Origin of the sequence: Comamonas denitrificans (genome assembly GCF_042654745.1) — a bacterium.
Lineage (GTDB): Bacteria > Pseudomonadota > Gammaproteobacteria > Burkholderiales > Burkholderiaceae_C > Comamonas > Comamonas denitrificans.
Genome location: NZ_JBHSEY010000045.1, coordinates 1 through 2,621 on the forward strand (window position 1 = coordinate 1; position 2,621 = coordinate 2,621).

Consider the following 2,621-nt stretch of genomic DNA (forward strand, 5'->3'; position numbering starts at 1 on the left):
CCGCAGCACGGATCGCGCCATAAACAGCGGATAGCGATTTTTGTCTATGCAATCATCCGGGATGCTACACTTTATTACCAACCCATTGTGGCAATGCAGACAGGGAAAATAGTCAAGGCAGAGGCTTTGATCCGCTGGGATCAACCTTTGCGAGGCCGGGTCAATCCCGGGGATTTTATTCCTCTGGCTGAAGAGTCTGGGATGATCGTTCCTTTGGGAAATTGGATTTTTAACGAAGCAATCCAGCAATTGGCTGTATGGCGTACTCAATATAAGTCCGATTTTTCAATTAGTGTGAACGTCTCACCGGTTCAATTATTAAGCACCGATTTAGATTGCAAGCAGTGGTTGGAAAAACTTGCACAACTTAAAATTCCAAGCCAAGCCTTGGTCATAGAAATTACCGAGCGCATGCTACTCGAATCTGACAAAATTAGTGATGAAAACATCAACACCTTGCAAACTGCAGGTATTGAACTGGCGCTTGATGATTTTGGAACGGGCTATTCTTCGCTGTCGTATTTAAAACGTTTTGATATTAATTACATCAAAATTGACCGCAGTTTTGTATGCAACTTGCACCGTGCTTCAGAAGATGTTGCCTTGTGCCAAGCCATCATCGTCATGGCGCACCAGCTGGGCATCCAAGTGGTTGCAGAAGGGGTGGAGACCCAAGAGCAGCACAGCATCTTGCTGGAAGCAGGTTGCGATTTTGGGCAAGGTTATTGGTACTGCAAGCCCATCACCGCCACCGAGATGACGCAGCGACTGGTACAAGAAAATTTAAAAATTTAAAAAAGTAGCTTAAAAAGTGGTTAGAATACTAGCTTAGTCGGAGCGTAGCGCAGCCTGGTAGCGCATCTGCTTTGGGAGCAGAGGGTCGCGAGTTCGAATCCCGCCGCTCCGACCAATAAAATCAAGGGTTTGCATCGTTTTGGTGCAAACCCTTTTGTCTAACGGACTGCTACAGCTTTGATAGCTTTTTTGTGTCGAACGTAGTCTGCCGTCTGGCTCTGAGTTGAGTGTCCGGCTAGCCGTTGGGCTTGCAAGATCCCAGAATTTGCGTCCGCATCAACTGCAGTCATTGGTAGAAGATGAGGACGATGACTACACTGAAACAGGCTCTTTGGCAGGTGACCGGATCGTTGATGCCCGTCTTGGGGCTCGTGATGTGTTTACTGAACCCGGAAAGCCTGGAGAAGCATTAAATACAGCGATTTCGCTGTTGATCGACTCCAGTGGCAGTATGCGTGAGGCAGTACCGGGAACTCCTAACTCAATTGCGACATATTGCGCATCAGCAACCTGGGCTATCGGTAGCGTGCTCAATAGCTTCGCGCCGTTTGGTCTTTCGTTCTCGATTGCATCCTTCAACACCAATCTGATGGTGCTCAAAGAATGGAAAACTCCTTGGAAAAAAGGTGGGTGCCTTGAGAACTACTGGACGACTGGGCTTACTTCGACCCGTCCAGCACTAATTGGTCGACTCAAAGACTTGGTGCAACGGAAAGAGGCTCGCAAGATACTCTTTTTGATTACCGATGGCGACATTGGTGATCTCTCAGATGTAGTCAAGAGTGCTGAAAGCGCTGGAGTTGAAGTGGTAATCATGATGATTGGTACAAAAATCTGTCCTCATGACACCTCTTATCTCAAGAATTTCACGAAAGTGAATCCCACAAATCTCCCATCGGAGATGCTGAAGGCCGTCATTAAGATGTTCTAAGGCAACCCCCAACCCCCCATGTCCGCGTCCTGCGGCTTGGGGGTTTTTTTGACTTGACCACACGACGCTGCAAAGTACGAGGGCTACCACAACTTGCGGGCGGCTGATCTGGCGCGGAAGCTGGGGTAACAAGGTCTGCAGTATCCGAATCAAAAGCATTAAGTAAGTTATAACTTTGTTTTAAATCTGCCTTGACAAATTTTCCCCATGTAATAACATTGTTAAAACAGATTGGAGTTAACATGCAAATCGTAATTCGGAATATCGGAAACAGTAAGGGGGTCGTGATCCCCAAGATCATGCTAGTCCAAGCCGGGTTAGATGGAGCGAGTGTGGCCGCCGTGGCAGTGGAGGGCGGTTCCATCGTCCTGCGTAAACCCGCAAAGCCGGTGCGAGAGGGCTGGGCACAAGCAGCTAAGACCATTACAGCCAGCGGTGACGATGCGCTGGTAATGGGTGAGTTCAGCAACGCAGATGACAAGGATTTGCAGTGGTGAAGCGCGGTGAAATCTGGCTAGTCAATCTTGATCCGACCATAGGAAGCGAAATCCAGAAGACTCGTCCTTGTGTGATTGTTTCACCGGCTGAACTGAACGACAACCTTCGCACTGTGATCGTTACGCCTATGACTTCCAAAGGCTTCTCGGCTCCATTTCGTGTGCCTGTGACTCACGGGGGAACAAAGGGGTTAATCTTGCTGGATCAAATGCGAACCGTGGACAAAACGCGACTGGTCAAAAAAACCGGAGCCTTGACAGCTAAGACGCTGACCGCAACGCTCACAACGCTGCAAGAAGTCTTTACCGAGTAACGAGGCAAGAGGAGTCTGAATCGCCCAGGGTTTTGTAGACAGTCAAGAGCCTCCTATTTCCTGTCCAATAGGAGCCAGTATGAG

At 48.7% G+C, this 2,621-nt stretch carries 4 protein-coding genes and 1 tRNA gene; all 5 read left to right on the forward strand.

Features of this window, described 5'->3' with window-relative positions; genetic code table 11:
• The coding region (locus tag ACFO24_RS09040; protein ID WP_377738045.1) for a putative bifunctional diguanylate cyclase/phosphodiesterase at positions 1 to 795 on the forward strand (795 nt) is incomplete at its 5' end.
• A 38-nt stretch (positions 796 to 833) separates the two neighbouring features.
• Positions 834 to 910 (forward strand) — tRNA-Pro (locus ACFO24_RS09045).
• Between the two features lie 150 nt (positions 911 to 1,060).
• Positions 1,061 to 1,726 carry a vWA domain-containing protein gene (locus ACFO24_RS09050; RefSeq protein WP_377738046.1) on the forward strand — a complete coding sequence of 222 codons (666 nt, stop codon included), beginning with the start codon at positions 1,061 to 1,063 and terminating at the stop codon, positions 1,724 to 1,726.
• Between the two features lie 242 nt (positions 1,727 to 1,968).
• Entirely contained in the window at positions 1,969 to 2,223 is a 255-nt protein-coding gene (locus ACFO24_RS09055; RefSeq protein WP_377738047.1) for an AbrB/MazE/SpoVT family DNA-binding domain-containing protein, read from the forward strand.
• Positions 2,217 to 2,537, forward strand: coding sequence for a type II toxin-antitoxin system PemK/MazF family toxin (locus tag ACFO24_RS09060; protein ID WP_377738048.1), 321 nt, complete (start codon positions 2,217 to 2,219; stop codon positions 2,535 to 2,537). Before ACFO24_RS09055 ends, ACFO24_RS09060 begins: the two co-directional genes overlap by 7 nt.
• Positions 2,538 to 2,621: the final 84 nt, after the last annotated feature.